Source organism: Flavobacterium frigoritolerans (assembly GCF_025847275.1).
Lineage (GTDB): Bacteria > Bacteroidota > Bacteroidia > Flavobacteriales > Flavobacteriaceae > Flavobacterium > Flavobacterium frigoritolerans.
In genome coordinates this window covers 77,492-96,245 of record NZ_JAOZEV010000011.1, presented here as the reverse complement: position 1 = coordinate 96,245, position 18,754 = coordinate 77,492, and the positions used below count along the sequence as shown (strand labels likewise).

The window sequence follows — 18,754 nt, the reverse complement described above, 5'->3', positions numbered from 1 at the left end:
TTTTTTGCTTTAATTTTAACTTAAAAAAAATAACAATATTCTAAACAGATAAAATAACGTTCATAAAGTTATAATAACACTTTCATAATATCTTATCATTCTTTGATTAACAAACCTCATCTAATTTTGGCTCAATCAAAAAAGTTTTTGTTTTAAACAAAAAGCTTTTATCCAAAAAAAATCAAATTTTGCAAAAGACAGTACTATGAAAAAAAATTTACACCTTGTAATTATTTGTTTAATAAGTAGCATAATAGTCAATGCGCAACAACAAAAAGGGATTGTTGGAGCATCAAACTGGATGAATAAATGGACCAATTTTAAACCTGCTTCAACAGAGTATAATGAAGCTACAAACATTCTGGCTGGAACTATTGATAAGGATACCAAATTATACAAACGAAATACTTATCAATTGGTTGGTGTCGTTTACGTAACAAACAATGCCGTTTTAACAATCGAACCTGGAACAGTAATAAGAGGAGATGATAAAACTTGTGGTACATTGGTAATAACAAATGGCTCCAAGATAATAGCCGAAGGCCTAGAAACAGATCCAATTATCTTTACATCTAATAAGAATGTTGCCGAAAGAAAACCTGGTGATTGGGGCGGAATAATTCTTCTTGGTAAAGCTCCTATCAATAAAATGGGCGGCGTAAGTTTCCTAGATTTTAATCTTGATCCTGTTGTAAATCATTATGGAGGACAAGACGCTGAGGATAATTCAGGCATTTTAAAATACATCCGCATCGAATATTCCGGCAGAAAATTAAATTCGTTAAAAGAAATTAATGGCTTATCACTGGCAGGAATTGGACGTAAAACCAAACTTGAATATATCCAAATAAGTTATTCCAATGATGACTCATTTGAAGCTTACGGTGGTGATGTCGTTATGAATAACTTAGTTTCCTACCGAGCTACAGATGATGATTTTGATTTTACACAAGGAGTACAATGCGCCATAAACAATAGTATAGCCATTCGTCATCCCTACTCTTCGGATATTTCAGGCTCACGATGTTTTGAAATCGACTCTTACGACAAAATCGAAAACAGCGATACTAGTAAAAAACTAACCAAGATAACTGCTAATAACATTACATTAATAAATCTTGAAGAAAGCAATCAAGGGCTAGTACGCGAAGCAGCGCATATAGGAGAAAATAGTTATTTTGCATTAAATAATAGTGTGATCTCGGGCTTTACACCATTTGTTATACTTCAAGGTAAAATTGGAGATGGACTGGTAAATCTTGAAAAAATAAAACTAAGCGGATTGATCATTAATAACTGCCAAGGTGGTATTTTAAGCGAAAATTCTAACTTTGATTCGGGCATTAATAACTGGTATCAGAACCCTGCTTTCGGCTTAGAATACACATCTATAAGAAATGTCGCATTATTTACTGAACCAAATATTAAGGCTAATCCTGATTTTAGAATGAACGTAAATAACACTTTAGCTAGTGGAAATTAAGCCTTTAAAACTGCCTCCTTCAATTAAATTTAACAAAAAACTCAAAAAAGTAGATGTTTTTTTTAAAATAATATAGACGAATACTCAAATTACATTTATATATTTGTACCAACAAAAAAAGTTTATGAAAACAATTACAAATAATACTTGGTGGTGGAACAATTTACGTCAAACGTCGTGAACGAAGCTTCCTATGGTATTATTCAAACTATAAATATAAAAGGCTTGTCATCACGACAAGCCTTTTTTTTTGTTCAAAATTTTCTAGAAAACAATATATTAAAATTTAAAAAACCAACACATTGAAACCTTTTATACTAAACACACACTACAAACAAATTCTTGCTGACACTGTAACGCCAGTGAGCATTTATTTTAAAATTAGAGATAAATTCCCTAATAGTTTACTGCTAGAAAGTAGCGATTATCATGGTAATGACAATAGTTTCTCCTATATCTGCTGCAACCCTATTGCAAGCATTAAAATTGAGAACGAAACTATTTCTAAAAATTATCCTGATGGAACTTCAGAAAAAATAGCTATCGACAGTTCTACTAATATTCCCGAAATAATTCAGGAGTTTTCAGGACAATTTAAATCAGAAAAGAATGATTTCAAGTTCATCAATAACGGATTATTCGGATACATTTCTTACGATGCCGTTCGTTATTTTGAAAAAGTAACTATTGCAAAAAAAGACAATAGCATTTCTATTCCTGATGTATATTATGCAGTTTACCAAAATATAATTGCAATAAATCACTTCAAAAACGAAGCTTACATTTTTTGCCACAGCGTAGATGGAAGAAATAATATCTCAGAAATAGAGCAATTATTACAATCAAGAAATATAGCTTCGTACCAATTCTCTAAAGAAGGCGAAGGATTCTCAAATCTTACCGATGAAGAATTTAAACATAATGTTGCTTTAGCAAAAAAACATTGCTTCCGTGGCGATGTATTCCAATTGGTTTTATCACGCCGATTTACACAAGGATTTAAAGGAGACGAATTTAATGTGTACAGAGCATTAAGAAGCATCAACCCTTCTCCTTATTTATTCTTTTTTGATTACGGTGATTTCAAGATATTTGGTTCTTCACCCGAAGCTCAAATCATTGTAAAAGATCGTAAAGCCGAAATTCATCCTATTGCCGGAACTTTCAAAAGAACTGGAAACGATGAGCAAGACGCAATTCTAGCTAAACAATTATCAGAAGATAAAAAAGAAAATAGCGAACACGTAATGTTAGTCGACTTAGCAAGAAATGATTTAAGCCGTAACGGACATGATGTAAATGTCGAGAAATATCGTGAAGTTCAGTTTTTCTCACATGTTATCCACTTAGTATCAAAAGTTACAGGACATTTACATGAAAAAGCAACTACAATGCAAGTTGTAGCAGATACTTTTCCTGCAGGAACTTTAAGCGGTGCACCAAAACACAGAGCCATGCAACTTATAGAAGAATACGAAAAAACCAATCGTACTTTTTATGGTGGTGCTATCGGTGTAATGGATTTTGAAGGCAACTTTAACCATGCCATCATGATTAGAACTTTCTTGAGCAAAAACCACCAATTACATTGCCAAGCTGGAGCCGGAATTGTAGCAAGTTCTGACGAAGAAAGCGAAATGCAAGAAGTATATAATAAATTGAGAGCATTAAATACTGCGCTAGAAATGGCAGAAAAAATTTAGTATTCAGTTGCAGTTTGTAAACTTGAACCAAAATATTAACTAAAACCTAAAAACTATGAAAAACACTATTGGATTATTATTGGTTATGGCATTTTTAACTTCTTGCAACGATAAGAGCAAGCAAGAAACAACAACATCTAAAAAAGATATCGAAGGAACCTGGCGACTTATATCGGCAGAGACAACCGAAAAAGATTCTACTTTTTCAACATTCGACCCAAAAACCAAAATGATTAAAATTATAAATGACTCACACTTTGCATTCTTTAACCACGACTTAAATAATGGTAAAAAAGCCGATGCACTATTCTTCGGAGGTGGAGGAAAATATACTTTAAAAGATAGTACATATACAGAGAATTTAGAATATTTCAATAATAGAGACTGGGAGAACAGTAAATTTGATTTTACAGTAAAAGTTAAAAATGATACCTTAATTCAAAAAGGAATTGAGAAAATTGAAAAACTTGGAATAAATAGAATAATTGTCGAAAAATACGTTCGAGAAAAATAAATAAAAATTAGTTGCCAGTTTCAGTATTCAGTCACAGTTTAAAAACGTAGTAACTCAGAATCTTAGCAACTTAGAACCTCAAAAAAAATGAAAAAAATATTAGTAATAGATAACTACGATAGCTTCACTTATAATCTAGTACATTATCTGGAAGATTTAGATTGCGAAGTAACTGTATATAGAAATGATGAGTTTGATATTGATGAAATTGCAAGTTTCGACAAAATATTACTTTCTCCAGGACCAGGAATTCCAGACGAAGCAGGTTTGCTAAAAGCTGTTATTCAAAAATATGCACCAACCAAAAGTATTCTTGGAGTTTGTTTAGGACAACAGGCTATTGGAGAAGTTTTTGGGGGAACATTATCAAACCTAGACAAAGTATATCATGGTGTAGCAACTAATGTAAAAACAGTTGTCGATGATGAAATTTTGTTTGAAGGATTAGAAAAAGAATTTGAAGTTGGTCGTTATCATTCATGGGTTGTAGATGCAACTTTACCCGATGTCCTTGAAGCTACATCTTACGACGAAAACGGTCAGGTAATGTCATTAAGGCACAGAACCTATGATGTGCGCGGAGTTCAATTTCATCCTGAAAGTGTATTAACACCAAACGGAAAAAAAATGTTAGAGAACTGGATTAAAAGCTAGTCTTTAGTTTACAGTAATCTGTCGCAGTATTCAGTCGCAGTTTACTATTTAAAGAAAAAAAACTTAGTAACTCAGAATCTTAGAACCTTAGCAACTTAAAAAAATGAATATTAAAATTTTAGAAACCAAAGAAATTAATATTGAAGATATAATAAGATTATACAAAGCCAATGAATGGAGTTCGGCTGAAAAACCTGACCTATTATATAAAGGGCTTTTAAATTCTGAAACTTTAATTACAGCTTGGGATGATACAAAACTGGTTGGACTTGGAAATGCAATTTCTGATGGTTATTTAACGGTATATTATCCACATTTATTAGTACTCCCAGAATACCAAGGTAAAGGGATAGGCAAAATGATTTGTGATAAAATGCAAGAAAAATATCGTGATTTTCATATGCAAATGTTAACCGCAGACGGAAAATCAATAGATTTTTATAAAAAAAATGGATTTGAAAGAGCGGGACAAACAGAACCAATGTGGATTTATCAAGGAAATGAACATTAAGAAAGTATTCAGTATCAGTTTACAGTAAAAAACTCACAACCTTAGTAGCTTAGCAACTTAGAACCTTAAAAAGAATGAAAAATATATTAAACAGATTAATCAATCACGAGCTTCTTACTAAAGAAGAGGCAAAAACCGTATTGACTAATATATCAAATGGTGATTATAACCCGAGTCAGATTTCGGCGTTTCTTACCATATTTATGATGCGCAGTATTAGCATCGATGAAATGGCTGGCTTTCGTGAAGCTCTATTAAATTTATGCATTCGTGTAGATTTATCGGCTTACAATACTATCGATTTATGCGGAACTGGTGGTGACGGAAAAGATACTTTCAATATTTCGACTCTAGCATCATTTATAGCTGCTGGTGCAGGAATAAAAGTTGCCAAACACGGTAATTACGGAGTTTCATCTATTTCAGGTTCTAGCAACGTAATGGAAAAAATGGGAATCAAATTCACCAATGATGCCGATTTCATAGAAAAATGTATAGATAAAGCTGGAATTTGTGTGCTTCATGCACCATTGTTTCACCCTGCTATGAAAAATGTTGGACCTATAAGAAAAGAATTAGCAGTAAAAACGTTCTTTAATATGTTGGGACCAATGGTAAATCCATCATTTCCTAAGAACCAATTAGTCGGAGTTTTTAATCTGGAATTAGCTAGAATGTATGCGTATTTATATCAAAATACCGATGTAAATTTCACTATCCTGCATTCGCTTGATGGTTACGATGAGGTTTCTTTAACTGGGCCAACAAAAATTATTACCAGTACAATGGAAGGCATGTTAAATCCAAGTGATTTTGGCATTCGTACTTTAGCGCAAAGCGAAATTGAAGGTGGAAAAACAATCGACGAATCAGCGGATATGTTTATCAATATTCTTTCTGGAAAAGGTACAGAAGCTCAGAACAATGTAGTTTGCGCCAATGCTGCAATGGCAATTGCGACAGTTACAAAGTGTACTCCACAAGAAGGTTTTGAACTGGCAAAAGAAAGCTTGTTTTCTGGTAAAGGATTAGTAGCTTTGAATAAATTGAAAGATTTAAGTAAGTAAAAATAGTTTCAAGTTTTGTTTGTTTCTGGTTTCAAATTATTGGAACGTGAAACTTGAAGCTTGAAACCTGAAATAAAAAAACAATGAATATTTTAGATAAAATAATAGTTGACAAAAAAAGAGAAGTCATTCTCAAGAAATCAATAATTCCAGTTTCGCAACTAGAAGCTTCGGTTTTCTTCGAGAGAAAAACTATTTCTTTAAGTCAAAACCTAAAAGCAAGTTCTACAGGAATCATTGCCGAGCACAAACGTCGTTCACCTTCTAAATCGATAATAAACCAAAGTTTTACGGTAGAAGAAGTGGTGAAAGGATATGAAAATGCAGGAGCTTGTGGAATTTCTGTTTTAACAGATGGGAAATATTTTGGTGGTTCACTCGATGATTTACTTCTAGCAAGAGCGTCAGTAAATATTCCATTATTGCGAAAAGAATTTATTGTCGATGAATATCAGATATTAGAAGCCAAAGCATTTGGAGCCGATTTAATTTTGCTTATCGCAGCTGTTCTAACAAGAGAAGAAATAAAGTCATTATCTAAATTTGCAAAAAGTTTAGGATTAGAAGTTTTACTAGAAGTTCATAATCAGGAAGAATTAGAAAAATCGATAATACCAACACTAGATATGATTGGTGTTAATAACCGAAATCTAAAAACTTTCGAAGTTAGCTTGGATTTCAGCAAACAATTAGCAGCACAAATTCCTGATGATTTTGTAAAAGTTTCTGAAAGTGGAATCTCATCTATCGAAGCCATTAACGAATTAAAACCATACGGTTACAAAGGTTTCTTAATTGGAGAGAATTTCATGAAAACAGATAATGCTGGACAAGCAGCGACAGAATTTATTAAGAAGCTTTAGGCATTAAGCAATAGGCATAAAAACGTATACAAATTTAGCCCAAAGCTTTGCGAACTTAGCGTTTTAATGACATAGAATATAAAAACTCTTTGCGCCCTTTGCGGTAAAAAACACAACGAAAATGAAATTAAAAATCTGCGGTATGAAATATCCCGATAATATAACCGAAGTAGGTTCGCTCCTACCCGATTATATGGGATTCATCTTCTGGGAGAAATCGGCACGCTATTTTGACGGAATCATTCCTAATTTGCCAAAGTCGATAAAGAAAGTTGGTGTTTTTGTAAATCAAAGTCAGGAAGATATTCTAAGCAAAATTTCAAAATACGATTTGCAAGCTATTCAATTACACGGTCACGAATCGGTAGCGTTTTGTCAAGAACTAAAAAATAAAATTGATACTAAGATCGAACTTATCAAAGTATTCTCTGCTGATGAAAATTTTGATTTTGAAGTATTAAAACCATACGAATCGGTTTGTGATTATTTCCTTTTTGATACTAAAGGAAAATTACCTGGCGGAAACGGAACCACTTTTGATTGGAAAATATTAAACCAATACAATTCAGTAAAACCATTCTTCCTTAGTGGCGGAATCGGGATTGATGAAGTAGCAACAATAAAAGAGATTTTGAAAACCAATTTACCTATTTATGCCATCGATGTAAACAGTAAATTCGAAATCGAACCAGGATTAAAAGATAAAAACATATTATATAGTTTCAAGCAAAATCTTGCGACTTTAAACATTTAAACTTTGAACAAAATGAGTTTTCACGTAAACGAAAAAGGCTATTATGGAGAATTTGGAGGAGCCTACATTCCAGAAATGTTATATCCAAATGTAGAAGAACTACGCCAGAACTACTTAAAGATTACTGCCGACCCTAGCTTTCAAGCTGAGTTCGATGCACTATTAAAAGATTATGTAGGTCGCCCTACCCCATTGTATTTTGCCGAAAGACTTTCGAAAAAATACAATACCAAAATCTATTTAAAAAGAGAAGATTTATGCCATACTGGTGCGCATAAAGTAAACAATACAATTGGTCAAATTTTGCTAGCAAAACGTCTTGGTAAAAACCGAATTATTGCAGAAACTGGCGCGGGTCAACACGGCGTTGCAACTGCTACAGTTTGTGCTTTAATGGGATTGCAATGTATTGTTTATATGGGTGAAATCGACATTAAGCGTCAAGCACCAAATGTGGCTCGTATGAAAATGCTAGGGGCAGAAGTTCGTCCAGCACTTTCGGGTTCAAAAACCTTAAAAGATGCTACAAACGAAGCCATTCGCGATTGGATTAATAATCCTGTCGATACTTATTATATCATCGGTTCTGTCGTTGGTCCACATCCTTATCCTGATATGGTAGCACGTTTTCAGAGTGTAATTTCTGCCGAGATAAAAACACAATTATTAGAAAAAGAAGGCCGTGAAAACCCAGATCACGTTATCGCTTGCGTAGGCGGAGGAAGTAATGCTGCTGGAGCTTTTTACCATTTCTTAGACGAAAAAGACGTAAATATTATTGCTGTAGAAGCTGCTGGTTTAGGAGTTGACTCAGGCGAAAGTGCTGCAACGTCAGCATTAGGAAAAATCGGAATCATTCACGGAAGTAAAACATTGTTAATGCAAACTCCCGACGGACAAATCACCGAACCTTATTCTATTTCAGCAGGTTTAGATTACCCGGGAGTTGGACCAATGCACGCCCATTTATTCGCATCTGGCAGAGCCGAGTTTATTTCGATTACAGACGATGAAGCCATGCAATTTGGTTTACAATTATCAAAAACAGAAGGGATTATTCCTGCTATCGAAAGTGCACATGCCTTTGCCGTTCTGGAACAAAAGAAATTTGGTCCCGACGAAATCGTAGTTATCAATTTATCAGGTCGTGGCGATAAAGATTTAAATACCTATATCGATTATTTCAAGTTATAGTTGGGCGTTTCCATCAGAAAAAAACGGTCGGGCTTCCCGATAACTATCGGGACGCTAAATCTTTTTAAGGCAGAAAAAAAGCCTAAAAAAGGATATCGCTTTTATCCCTAACGCAAACACACATAATCAATAAAAAATCTCACAGTAAAACAACACATAATTATTAAAATGATATTAGCTGCAGCTCAGACCAAACCCAAACGCGGAGATATAGATTCTAATTTATTAGATCATTATCGTCTTATAGCATTGGCGGCAACAAAAAATGCCGATTTAATCGTATTTCCAGAACTATCGATCACGGGGTACGAAAGAGAAAATGCGAGTGAACTTACTTTCATAGAAAACGACTCACGATTGGATCATTTAAAAAAATTAGCTGTAGAAAATAAGATTGTGATTGTAGCTGGAGCACCTATAAAAATTAAGGAACAATTATTTATCGGAGAATTTATTATTTCACCCGATAATTCGGTTTCTATTTATACCAAACAATTTCTTCATGAAGGCGAAGATATTTATTATCAATCGTCTTTTGATTATAATCCAACAATCGAATTAGAGAATAAAAAAATCTCTTTTGCTATTTGTGCCGATATCGATAATCCGTTGCATCCAAAAAATGCAAGCGAAAATAAAACGGCAATTTATATTGCTAGTATATTCTTTACTCCAAACGGAATTCCTGTAGCTTACAAAGCTTTGCAAGATTATGCTGGTACCTATAATATGAATGTACTTATGTCTAATTTTAGCGGAGAATCATGGGGATATGCTTCGGGTGGAAAAAGCGCGTTTTGGAATAATAAAGGAGAATTAATCGCTCAGATGAATGATTCAGATTCTGGATTATTGATTGTAAAAAATCTCAATGAAATCTGGACAAATGAATTTGTAATAGATTAAAAAGACAATATCAAGATTAATAAAATACCTAACAGTTTTTCTTAAACCTGTTAGCATAAAAAAATAAAAAAATGAACAGAATAAATCAAAAACTACAAGAAGATAAAAAGATACTTTCTATCTATTTTTCTGCAGGATATCCTAATCTTAATGACACCGTACAAATCATTCAGGATCTAGAAAAAAACGGAATCGATATGATCGAAATCGGATTACCATTTAGTGATCCTTTGGCAGATGGACCAACAATTCAAGCAAGTTCTACTCAGGCATTGCATAACGGAATGACGACACAAATTTTATTTGATCAACTGGAAAATATTCGCGAAAGCGTAAAGATTCCGTTGATAATAATGGGCTATTTTAATCCTATATTGCAATACGGAGTTGAGGAATTCTGTAAAAAATGTGCAGCAATTGGAATCGACGGATTAATTATTCCAGATCTTCCTGTTGATGTTTATGCAGAACAATACAAAGAGACTTTTGAAAAATACGGTATTATAAACGTATTTCTGATTACTCCACAAACATCTGATGAGCGTATTGAATTTATAGATAGTGTCTCAAACGGATTCATATATATGGTAAGTTCTGCCAGCGTTACTGGTTCTCAATCTGGTTTTGGCAATACAGAGGAAAGCTATTTTGAAAGAATTGCAAATATGAATCTTAAAAGCCCACAGGTAATTGGATTTGGAATTTCTAATAAAGAAACTTTCAATCAGGCAACTAAATTTGCTAAAGGAGCTATCATCGGAAGTGCTTTTATCAAACATTTATCTGAAAAAGGAACTGGAAATATTGCCGAGTTTGTAAAGGCGATTAGATAATATATTAATCTTTTTAATTCTATTATTAAAAGCTCCAGAGGAGCGGTACTATTTATAGCCGATACAATACGTTCTTCCAATTAGCTCCAGCAGAGCGATATTTTTGTTTATCTTGCGATTGCTAAAATGTCACCCTGATGGGGTTTCTTAAAAAATGATTGAAATTTCTATAAATATAACGTCTCGCTGGGACTTACTGTAACATAGCTTGATTAAAAGGTTAGATAGATTTAAAAAAGTCAATACAAAATGGATTTAGCTACTCATTATACTAATTTGTTCACAGCATCCTGTGAAAAAATATCAAATGACAATTATGTTATAGATACACAAATAGATAATTTGAGCGATAACCGTTTTGGAATTACACTATTAATTCGACCTACAGAAGAGATTAAAAATAGCATTCAACTTTTTTTAAATGAATTAAAAGAAGTTGATGCTTCTCAATATTATTATCCAAATTCGGATATTCACATCACAGTAATGTCTATTATATCTTGTTATGACGGCTTTGATTTAAACAACATCACGTTACAAGATTATATTGCTGTAATCAATAAATGCATTACTGGTTTAAATAAATCAGTAATTAATCTACACGGAATTACCGCTTCTCCTTCGGCAGTTATGATTCAGGGATTTCCAAGCGACACAAGTATAAACGATTTACGAGATAATCTTCGTACAGCGTTTAAACAAACTACTCTCGAACAAAGTATCGACAAAAGGTATTCTTTATTTACTACACATTTAACAGTTGTACGGTTCAGAAACCCTATAAATAACAAGGATTTATTCTTAAAAACACTGCACAAATACCGTGATTATAACTTCGGAAAATTTGAAATAAAAAACCTCGAATTGGTACATAATGATTGGTACCAAAGAGCTGAAATTGTTGAAAATTTATCTGATTTTAAAATCTAATTATTCCTTAAATCATAAATTTCCTACATCGTTATAATTAACATATGATATTGATAATCAGTACTATATAACAAAATAAACATTCACTTATAAAGGAATATTTTAGTTAAAATTATGTTAAATAAAAACTAAACAGCTGTTTAAATTAAACACTTGTTTAATTTTGTACCCGATTAGAAACCCACTCATGTCACACATCGAATTAAACGAGAAAAAAATTCAAATTCTCAAGGTTGCAGAAAAGCTATTTTCTGATAAAGGATTTGAAGGAACTTCGATACGAAATATCGCCAAAGAAGCAAAAATTAACATTGCAATGGTGTCGTATTATTTTGGTTCCAAAGAACGATTACTCGAATCGTTGATTATATATCGAACATCGGATCTGAAACTACAATTAGAAAATTTACTACAAGAAGATTTAGAACCCATCGATAAAGTAAATAAGTTAATCGAACTTTATATCAATAAGATTAACTGCAACGGAGGAATTTTCAGAATTATGCATTTTGAATTGACATCTAAGAAAAGAGAAAAAACTTTAAATCACTTTACCGAATTAAAGAAAGGCAATCTTAAATCACTAGAAAGCATTATTCATGAAGGTCAGGAAAAAGGTGTTTTCCGAAAAGATGTCATTATCCCATTAATAACTCCTACTATCCTCGGAACTTTTTTTCATTTCCATATGAACAAAATCTTCTTCGAGAAAATACTGAATTTAAATACCGAAGCTTTATATAACGATTACATAAAAACACACTTAACAAAACACATTCAACAAACTATAAAAGCCTTACTTGTTTATGAAAATTAATCCACTAATGCTCTTTGGGGTTTTCTTAATCGGAATTTCCTCATTAGAAGCTCAAGAAAAAACGAGTCTTACCCTAGATGATGCTGTACGAATAGCATGGGAGAAGAGTGACGAAGTCACGTTGGCAAACACAAAAGTCAACACTAAAAAGTACGAACTTAAATCTACAAAAAACAATCAATATCCAGATTTAAAAGCCTCTGGACAATATCAAAGATTGGCTGGTGCAGATGTAAATTTAAAAATGAATCAGGAAAGCGGTTCAGGTTCAATGCCAAATCCTGATCAGTTGATGTTGGGACAGCTTAGCGCTAGCTTACCAATATTTGCAGGTTTCAAAATTCAGAACAGTATTAAACTATCTGAAAATTTGTACCAAGCAGAACTTGCAACTTCATTAAAAACTAAAGAAGATATAGCTTTAAGAGTAGTTAATTACTATACCGATTTGTACAAGACTCAAAAAACTATTGAACTTTTAAATGAAAATCAAAAACAAGCGAAGCAGCGTGTAACTGATTTTATCGAATTAGAAAAAAATGGAATCATCCCAAGAAATGATTTATTGAAATCACAACTATTGGTTTCTAAAATTCAACTATCAATAGATGAAGCAAATAAAAATCTAAACATTTTAAATTATTATTTGATAACGCTACTTAAATTAGATTCTTCTACAAAATTAGTTGTTAGAGAAAATGATTTCATCAATTATAAAACAGATAATATTCCAACAAATGAGCAACCAGCTTTGGAAAATCGTAAAGATTTAGAAGCATTGCGTTATCAGGAAAAAGCTAGTGAATCTAGTATAAAAATGGCAAAAAGTGCTTACTACCCTACTGTTTCATTATTAGGTGGTTATGCTGCTGTTGATGTTAGAAACATTCTTACCGTACAAAATGCAATGAATTTTGGAGTTGGCGTTTCTTATGATCTTAGCGGAATATTAAAAAAAGGAGCCGATATAAAACAGGCTCAGAGTAAAGCAGATGAAGTAAAAAGCTCAGAAGAAATTTTGACAAATTATATTAAAGTCGAAGTACAACAAGCAATAGAGAACTATAACTTAGCTTTAAAACAAAGCTCGGTTTACGACTTAGCTCTAGAGCAAGCATCAGAAAATTATAGAATCTTAAAAGATAAGTTCGACAATGGTCTTGCTGATACCAATGATTTACTTGAGGCCGATGTAGAAAACCTTAGTGCTAAAGTAAATACAGCTACATCTAAAGCCGATATAATTCATAGATATTACGAAATGCTTTCAGCAACAGGACAATTATCACAATCATTCAATCTTACAAAAATATAATCGACAGCCCACATGGAAAAGAAAAAAACAAATACCAAATTTATAATTATACTAGCACTTTTGGTTCTAGTTGGTGGAACTTACGGGATCTACAAATACATGCACTCTCTTGCTCACGAAGAAACGGATGATGCCCAAATAGAGAAAAAAATGAATCCAATTATTCCAAGAGTTTCGGGATATATAAGTAAAGTTTATGTAAAAGATAATGACTTTGTAAAAAAAGGAGATACTTTATTTACAATCGACAAAAGAGATTACCAATTAAAAATTGACGAAGCAAATGCTGCTTTATTAGGTGCTGAAGGTTCATTTGAAGCTGCAAAAGCGGATATTGGAAGTGCACTGGCAAATATCTCAGTTTCGGATGCAAATGTAAGATCTGCTGGTGGTAATATCGAAAGTGCAAAAATTAGATTAGCACAAATAACAAATGATTACAACCGTTACAACAACTTATACAAAAGCCATACAATTACAAAACAACAGTACGAAAAAGCTTTAAGTGCAAAAGAAGAAGCTGAAAGCCAAGTACGTGTTTTACAACAACAAGAAAAAGCAAGTGCTTACCAAAAATCAGTAATTCAGGCTAAATCTAAAGCTACAGATAAACAAACTGAAGTTGCTGCTGCAAATATCAAAAAAGCAAAAACATTATTAGATGTTGCTCATTTAAACTTGTCTTATACTGTAGTTACTGCAGCAATTGACGGTCAGGTTTCTAAAGTTGATATCCAGCCAGGACAATTGGTTCAACCAGGACAATCTTTGTTTTATATCATCAATAATTCTGAAGCTTGGGTTGTAGCAAACTTTAAAGAAACACAACTTAACAAAATGGTTGTTGGTCAAAAAGTAACATTAAAAGTAGATGCTTATCCTAATTATGAATTTAAAGGAACTCTTACTTCATTTTCTCCTGCAACAGGGTCTCGTTTTTCTTTACTTCCTCCTGATAATGCAACTGGAAACTTTGTAAAAACAATTCAAAGATTACCCGTAAAAATTAACTTGGACGCTGATAATGATGTTGAAAAAATAAAATTATTGAGACCAGGAATGAACGTGGATGTAGATGTACATATAAAATAAAAATGCACTTAACCAAGGTTGAATATCTTGGAAAAGGATTATACATTCATTTTAGAAAAGTATTCTAATACAACAAAATGGTAAAAGTAGAAGATGATTTAGTAGAATATGGCTACAGACGAGTTTTAATTACGATAACAGCAGTACTTTGTGCTTTGCTAGAAATCGTAGATACAACTATCGTAAACGTAGCTTTAACCGACATGAGAGGAAGTCTCGGTGCCACATTAACAGACGTTGCATGGGTTATTACTGCTTATGCTATTGCAAATGTTATTGTAATCCCAATGACGAGTTGGTTGTCACAACAATTTGGAAGACGAAATTATTTTGTAACGTCGATTATAATTTTCACCTTATCTTCTTTTTTATGTGGTAATGCCTCCAATATTTGGGAACTTATTGCATTCCGATTTATTCAGGGACTTGGTGGTGGTGCGTTACTAGTTACAGCACAAACCATTATAACCGAAAGTTATCCAGTTGCAAAACGAGGAATGGCTCAGGCAATTTACGGAATGGGAGTTATTGTAGGTCCAACTTTAGGTCCGCCTTTAGGAGGGTATTTAGTAGATAATTATTCTTGGCCTTATATTTTTTATATTAATATTCCACTTGGAATTATTGCTACTATCTTGGCACTTTCTTTTGTAAGAAGCCCAAAATATGGTGAGAAACTAAAAGCCAATCAAGTCGATTGGTGGGGAATAATATTCTTGGCGTCATTTATTGGATCTTTGCAATTCGTTCTGGAACATGGACAGCAAGACGATTGGTTTAATGATCCAGTGATTGTAACATTAAGTGTAGTAACCGTTTTTGGATTAATATTATTCATATGGCGAGAACTCACCTATAAACACCCAATTGTAAATTTGAGTGTACTTAAAGATGGAAATCTTCGTATTGGTACCATAATGTGTTTCATTCTTGGTTTTGGACTTTATGGATCAACATTGATTATCCCGATTTATACACAATCTGTCTTAGGATGGACTGCAACCGATGCGGGTTTATTACTTATTCCGGGGTCGATTACAACCGCTTTTATGATGCCTATTATTGGTAAATTAATTCAGCGAGGAGTTCCGCAAGGATATATGGTAGGAGTTGGATTTTTGATTTTCTTTTTCTTTACCTTCATGATGTATAACAATATGACTCCCGATACAGGAGTTGAACATTTATACTGGCCATTAATTTTAAGAGGTATTGGTTTAGGATTACTTTTTGTACCTATAACAACATTATCACTTTCTACCTTGCAAGGAAAACATATTGGTGAAGGAGCGGCTTTTACAGGAATGATGCGACAATTAGGAGGTTCATTTGGTATTGCAATTATCACCACCTTCATTACAAGATTCAGTCAGAAACATCGTGTTGATTTAGTATCTCATTTAGACGCAAGTAAATTTGAAGTACAACAAAGAGTTGCCATACTACAAAAAGGATTTATGTCGAAAGGATTTAGTAGTAATGAAGCTTTAAATAAAGCCTATCAGGTAATAGATTATTCGGTAATGAAACAAAGTACTGTTTTGGCATACATGGATATATTTATGTACTTAGGTATTATGTTTTTATGCTGTATTCCTATTATCTTTTTAATCAAGAAAGGAAAAAACAAGATTAACCCTGCCGATGCAATGCATTAATAAAGCAGATATAAAATAAACAATCTTAAGCACCTATATTTAAAGCCCTTGCGAAAAAATTTTCGCAAGGGCTTTTTATTTTTACGTACATTATTTAGGATAAAAAACTATCTTTATTATTGAATACGAACCTGATAATATACAACTATCTTACGAATAATTATGCGGTATTATCAAACACAATAAAGATTTATTTCGTTGTGAAATAATATTTATAGAGTATATTTGCACTTGCTTTTTGGCAGCAATAAAAACAAAAAAATAGTTAAGTTATGGTTTATAAATTTAGAGTAATTCTAGATGCAGAAGAAGATATTTTTAGAGATATAGCAATTCTTGAAGAGGATACTTTAGAAGATTTACACAATGCCATCTTCAATGCTTTTGGTTTTGACGGAATGGAAGTAGCTTCGTTTTATACCTGCGATGAAACTTGGAATCAAGAAGAAGAAATCCCTCTTTTTGATACTGGAGATGTTCTTGGAGAACAAAAAACAATGAGTGATTACACTTTATCAGACCTATTAGATAAAGAGAACACTAAAATTATATATGTCTACGATTTTATTCATATGTGGACATTTTTGGTTGAATTAGCTGCAATAGAAGAGCAAGCTGCTGGTAATACCTACCCTGAAACGTTATTCTCTCATGGAGAAATGCCAGATGATTCAGGCGAGAAAAATTTTGAAGCAGATATGCACGATGATATCTATGGTGAATTTGAAGATGATTTAGACCAAGATGATTTAGATATGTTCGAAGGAGACGACAGTTTCGAAGATTATGGATTTGAAGAGAATTGGAATTAGTTAAAAAGGTTCAAAGGTTCAGAGCAACAAAGGTTCAGAGGTTTTTATTTTAAATCCTACGTTTTAAAAAGTAAGAATTAGATTATGTTTACATTTTAAATATAAAACTATGAATACTTTTAGAGACCTTTTGATTTGGCAAAAATCAATGACTTTAGTTACCGAAATCTATCAACTTACAAATTCATTTCCCAAAGAAGAAATATATAGCCTAACTTCACAAATTCGTAGAAGTTCAATATCAATACCAAGTAATATAGCAGAAGGATATGGAAGAGATGGAAATAATGATTATTTGCGTTTTTTAAATATCTCCATCTCATCATTATTCGAAATGCAGACTCAGCTTGAAATTTCTTTCAATCTAAAATATATAAACGAAATTCAATTTAATAAAATAAACGGAGACAGTAGAGAAATAGAACGGATGTTAAGTGCTTTTATTCGAAAAATAAAACAACGAAACTAAACCTTTGAACCTTTGCAACTCAGAACCTTTGTACCCTAACACACATGATAAACCTTTTCAACACCCACATCGACACGCTTGCGATTCACCGCGTAGGAAACAAGAGCAGAAACGAAGCTATTTTTTTATCAGACCAGCCATTTAATTTAAATGATGAGATTGTTCCTTTGATAAAAGAATACTTTTTTAAGCCTTTTAGAGAGAAAGAAGAAAACTATTATCAGTTTGCACACGAAGTCGATTTGGATTATAACGACATGTTTAAATATGCTACTGAGATTTTTGACAATCCAGGAAATTTACAGGAGGTTTCAAAAAGAATTACTACGCATTTATACGAGCAATCAAATCACCCGCATATTAAAAACGGTGAGGTTTATGTAACGTATTTAACCAACTTAAGTATCGATAATAATGTTGTTGATGCAATTGGAATTTTTAAAAGCGAACTACAAGCAGACTTTTTACAATTTGAAGAAAAAGACAGCAACCTTGAAATGATTTTGCAACAAGGTATCAACCTTAACAAACTAGACAAAGGGTGTTTGATTTTTAATTATAAAAAAGAAGAAGGTTATAAAATCTTAACTGTAGATAGCAACCGTTATGACGCGCGTTACTGGTTAGAGCACTTTTTATCTGTAGATGCATTTGAAGACGAAAACTTCATTACTAAGAAGTATTTAAAATTCTGTCAGAGCTTTGCTAAAGATGTAGTTTTACCAGCAGAAGATAAAAAAGAAGAAGTAATGTTCATGAACCGTTCTGTGAATTATTTCGCAAAGAACGACCAGTTTGAAGAAACTAACTTCCTTAACGAAGTATTAGATAATCCAGATTTAATTCCTGAATTTAAAAACTACAAAGTTGATAAAGGAGAGAAATACAGTATCGAAGATATTACAACTTTCCCTATTGCTAACTCTGCCGTTTCTGATGCAAGAAAATCAATCAAAAACGTTATCAATCTAGATACACATATACAAATCAAGATGGATTTTATTAATCCTGAAAGTGCTGAAAAATTTGTAGAAAAAGGTTGGGATGAAGAAAAACAAATGTATTATTACTTAGTTTACTTCAATAAAGAAGAGAAGAGTTAATATTAATTCTTATTCAATTTCACACTTACTCAAAATCAAAGCCTCAACTGCAATAGTTGAGGCTTTTTTTATAAAA

The 18,754-nt window shown here is 32.6% G+C and carries 19 protein-coding genes; all 19 read left to right on the top strand.

Going from position 1 to position 18,754, the window contains the following annotated elements; translation table 11 throughout:
• Window positions 1-205: 205 nt before the first annotated feature.
• The 19 genes from OIU80_RS14180 to OIU80_RS14090 all read left to right on the top strand — a co-directional run bounded on the left by OIU80_RS14180 (window position 206) and on the right by OIU80_RS14090 (window position 18,678).
• Window positions 206-1,483: a hypothetical protein gene (locus OIU80_RS14180; protein ID WP_264287651.1), complete on the top strand. Its 1,278-nt coding sequence runs from the start codon at window positions 206-208 to the stop codon at window positions 1,481-1,483.
• 302 nt (window positions 1,484-1,785) lie between these two features.
• On the top strand, window positions 1,786-3,186 hold the full coding sequence (locus OIU80_RS14175) for an anthranilate synthase component I family protein (protein ID WP_264287650.1): 1,401 nt from the start codon (window positions 1,786-1,788) through the stop codon (window positions 3,184-3,186).
• 55 nt (window positions 3,187-3,241) lie between these two features.
• Window positions 3,242-3,700: a hypothetical protein gene (locus tag OIU80_RS14170; RefSeq protein ID WP_264287649.1), complete on the top strand. Its 459-nt coding sequence runs from the start codon at window positions 3,242-3,244 to the stop codon at window positions 3,698-3,700.
• Between the two features lie 87 nt (window positions 3,701-3,787).
• The gene (locus tag OIU80_RS14165) at window positions 3,788-4,354 is read left to right on the top strand and encodes an anthranilate synthase component II (protein ID WP_195735797.1); all 567 of its coding nucleotides are present in this window, start codon (window positions 3,788-3,790) and stop codon (window positions 4,352-4,354) included.
• Between the two features lie 103 nt (window positions 4,355-4,457).
• Window positions 4,458-4,865, top strand: coding sequence for a GNAT family N-acetyltransferase (locus OIU80_RS14160; RefSeq protein WP_264287648.1), 408 nt, complete (start codon window positions 4,458-4,460; stop codon window positions 4,863-4,865).
• Window positions 4,866-4,939: 74 nt separating this feature from the next.
• A complete protein-coding gene (gene trpD / locus OIU80_RS14155; RefSeq protein WP_264287647.1) occupies window positions 4,940-5,932 on the top strand; it encodes an anthranilate phosphoribosyltransferase in 993 nt (330 codons plus the stop codon).
• Window positions 5,933-6,015: 83 nt separating this feature from the next.
• Window positions 6,016-6,795: an indole-3-glycerol phosphate synthase TrpC gene (gene trpC, locus OIU80_RS14150; RefSeq protein ID WP_264287646.1), complete on the top strand. Its 780-nt coding sequence runs from the start codon at window positions 6,016-6,018 to the stop codon at window positions 6,793-6,795.
• Between the two features lie 121 nt (window positions 6,796-6,916).
• Window positions 6,917-7,549: a phosphoribosylanthranilate isomerase gene (locus tag OIU80_RS14145; RefSeq protein WP_264287645.1), complete on the top strand. Its 633-nt coding sequence runs from the start codon at window positions 6,917-6,919 to the stop codon at window positions 7,547-7,549.
• 12 nt (window positions 7,550-7,561) lie between these two features.
• A complete protein-coding gene (gene trpB / locus OIU80_RS14140; protein ID WP_195735802.1) occupies window positions 7,562-8,743 on the top strand; it encodes a tryptophan synthase subunit beta in 1,182 nt (393 codons plus the stop codon).
• 168 nt (window positions 8,744-8,911) lie between these two features.
• On the top strand, window positions 8,912-9,649 hold the full coding sequence (locus OIU80_RS14135; RefSeq protein ID WP_264287644.1) for a carbon-nitrogen hydrolase family protein: 738 nt from the start codon (window positions 8,912-8,914) through the stop codon (window positions 9,647-9,649).
• A gap of 71 nt (window positions 9,650-9,720) precedes the next feature.
• Window positions 9,721-10,482, top strand: a complete 762-nt coding sequence (gene trpA / locus OIU80_RS14130; RefSeq protein ID WP_264287643.1) for a tryptophan synthase subunit alpha — start codon at window positions 9,721-9,723, stop codon at window positions 10,480-10,482.
• Window positions 10,483-10,731: 249 nt separating this feature from the next.
• Window positions 10,732-11,412, top strand: a complete 681-nt coding sequence (locus OIU80_RS14125; RefSeq protein WP_264287642.1) for a 2'-5' RNA ligase family protein — start codon at window positions 10,732-10,734, stop codon at window positions 11,410-11,412.
• A gap of 187 nt (window positions 11,413-11,599) precedes the next feature.
• Window positions 11,600-12,229, top strand: coding sequence for a TetR/AcrR family transcriptional regulator (locus tag OIU80_RS14120; protein WP_264287641.1), 630 nt, complete (start codon window positions 11,600-11,602; stop codon window positions 12,227-12,229).
• Entirely contained in the window at window positions 12,219-13,544 is a 1,326-nt protein-coding gene (locus OIU80_RS14115) for a TolC family protein (protein ID WP_264287640.1), read from the top strand. Before OIU80_RS14120 ends, OIU80_RS14115 begins: the two co-directional genes overlap by 11 nt.
• A gap of 12 nt (window positions 13,545-13,556) precedes the next feature.
• Window positions 13,557-14,636 carry an HlyD family secretion protein gene (locus OIU80_RS14110; protein WP_264287639.1) on the top strand — a complete coding sequence of 360 codons (1,080 nt, stop codon included), beginning with the start codon at window positions 13,557-13,559 and terminating at the stop codon, window positions 14,634-14,636.
• A 77-nt stretch (window positions 14,637-14,713) separates the two neighbouring features.
• Window positions 14,714-16,294 carry an MDR family MFS transporter gene (locus OIU80_RS14105; protein ID WP_264287638.1) on the top strand — a complete coding sequence of 527 codons (1,581 nt, stop codon included), beginning with the start codon at window positions 14,714-14,716 and terminating at the stop codon, window positions 16,292-16,294.
• 272 nt (window positions 16,295-16,566) lie between these two features.
• Window positions 16,567-17,106: a plasmid pRiA4b ORF-3 family protein gene (locus tag OIU80_RS14100; protein WP_264287637.1), complete on the top strand. Its 540-nt coding sequence runs from the start codon at window positions 16,567-16,569 to the stop codon at window positions 17,104-17,106.
• Window positions 17,107-17,215: 109 nt separating this feature from the next.
• A complete protein-coding gene (locus OIU80_RS14095) occupies window positions 17,216-17,575 on the top strand; it encodes a four helix bundle protein (protein ID WP_264287636.1) in 360 nt (119 codons plus the stop codon).
• A 44-nt stretch (window positions 17,576-17,619) separates the two neighbouring features.
• Window positions 17,620-18,678: a nucleoid-associated protein gene (locus OIU80_RS14090; RefSeq protein WP_264287635.1), complete on the top strand. Its 1,059-nt coding sequence runs from the start codon at window positions 17,620-17,622 to the stop codon at window positions 18,676-18,678.
• The last annotated feature ends 76 nt before the right edge of the window (window positions 18,679-18,754 follow it).

Excerpts from the sequence above, each read along its gene's own strand:
- OIU80_RS14180 (WP_264287651.1), top strand. The coding sequence starts at position 206 with ATGAAAAAAAATTTACACCTTGTAATTATTTGTTTAATAAGTAGCATA.
- OIU80_RS14170 (WP_264287649.1), top strand. The coding sequence starts at position 3,242 with ATGAAAAACACTATTGGATTATTATTGGTTATGGCATTTTTAACTTCT.
- OIU80_RS14165 (WP_195735797.1), top strand. The coding sequence starts at position 3,788 with ATGAAAAAAATATTAGTAATAGATAACTACGATAGCTTCACTTATAAT.
- OIU80_RS14160 (WP_264287648.1), top strand. The coding sequence starts at position 4,458 with ATGAATATTAAAATTTTAGAAACCAAAGAAATTAATATTGAAGATATA.
- trpD (WP_264287647.1), top strand. The coding sequence starts at position 4,940 with ATGAAAAATATATTAAACAGATTAATCAATCACGAGCTTCTTACTAAA.
- trpC (WP_264287646.1), top strand. The coding sequence starts at position 6,016 with ATGAATATTTTAGATAAAATAATAGTTGACAAAAAAAGAGAAGTCATT.
- OIU80_RS14145 (WP_264287645.1), top strand. The coding sequence starts at position 6,917 with ATGAAATTAAAAATCTGCGGTATGAAATATCCCGATAATATAACCGAA.
- trpB (WP_195735802.1), top strand. The coding sequence starts at position 7,562 with ATGAGTTTTCACGTAAACGAAAAAGGCTATTATGGAGAATTTGGAGGA.
- OIU80_RS14135 (WP_264287644.1), top strand. The coding sequence starts at position 8,912 with ATGATATTAGCTGCAGCTCAGACCAAACCCAAACGCGGAGATATAGAT.
- trpA (WP_264287643.1), top strand. The coding sequence starts at position 9,721 with ATGAACAGAATAAATCAAAAACTACAAGAAGATAAAAAGATACTTTCT.
- OIU80_RS14125 (WP_264287642.1), top strand. The coding sequence starts at position 10,732 with ATGGATTTAGCTACTCATTATACTAATTTGTTCACAGCATCCTGTGAA.
- OIU80_RS14120 (WP_264287641.1), top strand. The coding sequence starts at position 11,600 with ATGTCACACATCGAATTAAACGAGAAAAAAATTCAAATTCTCAAGGTT.
- OIU80_RS14115 (WP_264287640.1), top strand. The coding sequence starts at position 12,219 with ATGAAAATTAATCCACTAATGCTCTTTGGGGTTTTCTTAATCGGAATT.
- OIU80_RS14110 (WP_264287639.1), top strand. The coding sequence starts at position 13,557 with ATGGAAAAGAAAAAAACAAATACCAAATTTATAATTATACTAGCACTT.
- OIU80_RS14105 (WP_264287638.1), top strand. The coding sequence starts at position 14,714 with ATGGTAAAAGTAGAAGATGATTTAGTAGAATATGGCTACAGACGAGTT.
- OIU80_RS14100 (WP_264287637.1), top strand. The coding sequence starts at position 16,567 with ATGGTTTATAAATTTAGAGTAATTCTAGATGCAGAAGAAGATATTTTT.
- OIU80_RS14095 (WP_264287636.1), top strand. The coding sequence starts at position 17,216 with ATGAATACTTTTAGAGACCTTTTGATTTGGCAAAAATCAATGACTTTA.
- OIU80_RS14090 (WP_264287635.1), top strand. The coding sequence starts at position 17,620 with ATGATAAACCTTTTCAACACCCACATCGACACGCTTGCGATTCACCGC.